Source organism: Desulfobacter sp., assembly GCF_050177295.1.
Genome location: NZ_JBFXHE010000382.1, coordinates 1 through 4,349, shown reverse-complemented (window position 1 = coordinate 4,349; position 4,349 = coordinate 1). Strand labels below are relative to the sequence as shown.

At 42.3% G+C, this 4,349-nt stretch carries 2 protein-coding genes; both read left to right on the top strand.

All coding sequences use genetic code 11. The annotated features are described in order from the left end of the window. Nucleotides 1-339 precede the first annotated feature (339 nt). Entirely contained in the window at nucleotides 340-2,139 is a 1,800-nt protein-coding gene (locus AB7U36_RS19470) for an ATP-binding protein (protein ID WP_428161301.1), read from the top strand. 104 nt (nucleotides 2,140-2,243) lie between these two features. Next, a complete protein-coding gene (locus AB7U36_RS19465; protein ID WP_428161300.1) occupies nucleotides 2,244-4,034 on the top strand; it encodes an SLC13 family permease in 1,791 nt (596 codons plus the stop codon). Nucleotides 4,035-4,349 lie beyond the last annotated feature (315 nt).

The window sequence follows — 4,349 nt, the reverse complement described above, 5'->3', positions numbered from 1 at the left end:
AACAATTATGTAAGCCCATTCGCTACAATGAAAGTCTGGCTGAGGCACCTTCATTTGGGAAAACCATCTTTGAATTTGCACCAGGCTCAACGGCCTCCGAAGACTATCGAAGTCTGGTTCGTAGAGTCTCCGGAAACGAATCCGCTCTTCTTAAATAACAGCCATGGGCGAATCCGGTCTATTAATACCCAGGCTCAACCCAAAACAAAACATAAAATTAATTCAATAAGTTATTTAGACTTTCATATAAAATATCCGTCCAGAAATATGATTCGACCGCATCCGGTCTGACCGAACCGCTTGTCGTTGCAATCATTTAGTGGTAACCAGAGAAATCATATGGGATTAAAGACCCGCATCATTGCAGTCGTCATTGTGGCTTTCAGTGTCATGAATCTGTTTTTGTGTTCCTACATCACCCACCAGGTAAAGGCCCTTGAGTTAGAAAGCCTCCGGGCTCAAATTGACAAATCCACCTATCTCATGAAAAAGATCAATACCCTTCCCCTTTATAATGTGGATATGGACGCCTTAAAAATGAACATGGAGACTTTTTTTGATGACAAAAACATGAAACGTTTTGCCATCCATGATTCGGAACTTAATATTAATATCAATCTTATAAGAGAGTTCCCTTTGGGCGGAACGGATATAAAGAAAAGTTTTGTTATTGACTATAATGGATTGACGCTCGGAAGCTTGACGGTTGTTTATTCAACCAGCCTGATTGAAAAAAATTTGGCTAAATTTCGGACAAAAATGCTTGGGGTTGCTTTCTTCGTGACCCTGGTCATGGCTGTGGTGCTTATTTTTTTGATTAACATCATTACCAAGCCGGTTGCAAGGCTTGCCCGCATCACCTCTGAGATAACTTCAGGAAATATCGATAAGGAAATTGACCAAACAAGTGTGGGGGAAGTGGGGATACTTTCACGTAATTTTGTGCGGATGCGTGATGCCATTAAAGAAAAAACAGAAGATCTGGCGCGTACCAATACAATATTAGAAGGTGAGGTACAGCAGAAAAATTTGCAGGAGAAAAAAAATTTGCACCAGCGCATGGTTATCTCCTCTGTGAATACATTTTTTCAACGATCCATGACCGCACAGTCCGTTAAAGAAATCGCAGAAATTTTTATTTCCATTGCTCAAGCCGTGATTCCAGCTCCCTATTGTTTTGTAGGGCTGGTCTGTGACAGGGAGGAGTATTTGAATATCCTGGCGTTTTCCGATCTGGCTGGCAAACAGTATCAAAAGGTTAATGACGCCGCTATAAATCAGGGATTTAGACAACAGATATCCGGCAAACTGCTCAAAACAATTACTGATAAAACCCCTTTAGTATTGAACAACGTAAGTTTGAATCCGGAATTTGCTTTTTTGCCCAGGGAACATCTGCCCATCGACACCATTATGGCGCTCCCCATGCTGCACGGTGAGGATGTGCTTGGCCTTGTCGTTTTTGCAGGTATGGAAGGCGAATATACGTTTGAGGACCAGGAAGTTGCCATGATGATGGTTATGGCTCTGGTTGAGGCATTAAGCCTTCGAACCCTGCAGGATGAAAAACAACGATTTGAAGAAATCGTGATTCGCTCTCAAATTGCTTCAAACATGCTCTCTTTTTCCGGAAGAAGAAACAAAATGGATTTTGCTGTTGAAGATATAGCCCTTCTCCTGGATCAATCACTTGAACTGGCATCCAATGAATATACTCTGGAGCATGATTTCCATTTCGGTGCCATCCAAATTATGAAGGATTATGACCCTGATTTACCAAAAGTTAAATGCCGGGGCGGCGAATTAAAACAAGTGTTTTTCAATATTCTGTCAAACGGGGCATATGCAATGGCCGGCAACACAGATAATCCGTGTCCGACTTTTTTTATGAGAATTTATTGTAAAGAAGATCAGGTATGCGTTGAGATAAGAGATAATGGCCCAGGCATGTCCGAAAATATCCGCAGGCACATCTTTGAACCGTTTTTTTCCACCAAGCCTGATAAAGAGGGTGCCGGGCTTGGACTGTTGATCGCCAATTTTATCATAACGGAAAACCATAAGGGCACAATTGACGTGGAATCGACCCTTGGGGAAGGAACATGTTTCAGAATTTTTTTACCCACCAATCTTGTTTGACAATATTGGTTTTGGGTAAATAGAAGCGCCATGATTATACAGACTAAAATTGAGTATTGCTGTCTAAAATCTGATGATCAATCAATTAGAGACGGAGAGCTTTTATGCCAATGATAAATATACCCGTTGTTTTGGTCTCACTGATTCTGATTGTGACATTAGTCCTTCTGATTTCAGAGAAAATTTCGGTTGATAAGACAGCCATAGGAATTATGGTGCTGCTTGCTCTGACCGGAATACTTTCCCCTTCAGAGACCGTGGCAGGGTTTGCCAATCCCGCTGTGATAACCGTAGGATCCATGTTTCTATTAAGTCATGGACTGATACGGACCGGCGCTGTCGGCTTTTTGACCGAATTGGTATTGAAATTTTCAAAAGGGAGCCGGAAATCTGCTTTTCTCATTATCCTTGTTGGGGGAGCTGTGTTGTCGGCATTCATTAATAACACACCTGTTGTGGCTCTTTTTATCCCTATTGTCATGGGGTTGAGTTGTGAATGTGATTTTTCCCCGTCAAAATTGCTCATCCCGTTATCTTATGTATCAATTCTGGCCGGCACGTCTACACTGATCGGCACGTCGACCAATATCATTGTCAGCGATCTTGCAAACCTCAACGGGTTTGATCAATTATCTATGTTTGAACTCGGCCGCCTTGGTGTTCCCATAGCTGCAATCGGAATCTTTTTTTTATTTCTGGCTTCGCCAAAACTCATGCCCGGCCGCACTGCACCTGTATGTGAACTGGATGAAGGAAAAGAAAAAAAATACATTGCAGAACTGATAGTCACTGAAAAAAGTCCCTTGATCGGGAAAAGAGATATCACTGTATATGCCAAAGAAAATTTAGGGCTGAGCGTGATTGAAATTTTCAGAAACGGAGGTGTTTTTGATCCGTCCAGAACCAGACTGAGCATAAAGCAGAATGATATTTTCCTGGTCAAGGCGGCGGCACAGGACATCATCTCCTGTCTGAAAAGCAAAGAATTATCTTTGATTCATGGGAAAAAAAATCTCACATTTGGCGGGAGCCCTGAAGATGATCTCATTGTTGAACTCGTTATCCCTCCACTTTCATCCCTTCTGAGGGAACCCTTGATGTCAGATGAACTGCAAAACGACGCCGATATATGTATTATTGCGATACGAAGCCGAACAAGTTATTTTTCATATAGAGAATTACAAAACGGGAGGTTGAAAATCGGGGATATTCTCCTTGTACAATGCCCGAGAAACAAATTGGATAAAATAAGAAAGAGTCAAGACTTTGTGATCATTGAGGATATTCACCACGCTATTGTTGACAGGGAAAAAGCCGGCATTGCCACCGGAATTTTTGTCGCTGTCGTGCTTGCTGCAACACTGGGGCTTGTCGACATAATGATATGCGCTCTTACCGGCGTTTTTTTAATGACGTTGACCCACTGCCTGAGTTTAAAAGATGCCTACCGTTCACTTCAGTCTGAAGTTCTCCTTTTGATTGTCGGAACACTGGCTTTGGGGCTGGCCATGCAGAAAACAGGCGCAACGGAGCTCTATTCAACCGCTTTTTTAAGTCTATTCGAAGGCAAAAGTCCACATATGATCCTTTTTGCCATCATAGTATTAACCAGTATATTCACCCATATTTTAAGCAACAATGCAACTGCAGTACTCCTGCTTCCCATCGCGATCTCTACCGCAGTCTCACTTGGCGTGGATCCCCGGCCATTTATTATCGGCATCTGTTTTGGCGCCAGCGCCTGTTATGCCAGCCCCATTGGTTACCAGACGAATCTGCTGGTCTATGGTCCTGGCGGATATAGATTTTCAGATTTTCTCAAGCTGGGTCTGCCATTGAATGTAATTGTAGTCGTTATCGCAAGTCTTTTCATTCCTGTTTTCTGGCCTTTTTAAAGGGCCGGGGAAAAATAAATGCTACAGCGTCGATCAATTTTTATATATGAAAGTTTTGAGTATTGAGATTTAAAACAAGCTGTTTTCTCACTACTCACTACTCAATGTCATAAAGTTAAGATGCTTTCAAATTAAAACCACGAAGAACACGAAGAATACGAAGTATAGTGCGCTAATATCTTCGTGAACTTCGGTGCGCCAGGATAAGCCTGGTCATTCTTGTAACCTGAAAGGAGGTTACCATGTAAATTGCTGATTAGACATGTAGCTGCGGTCTGTCGTGTGGAGGTAACAAAACACGGGGAGCAAGATCGG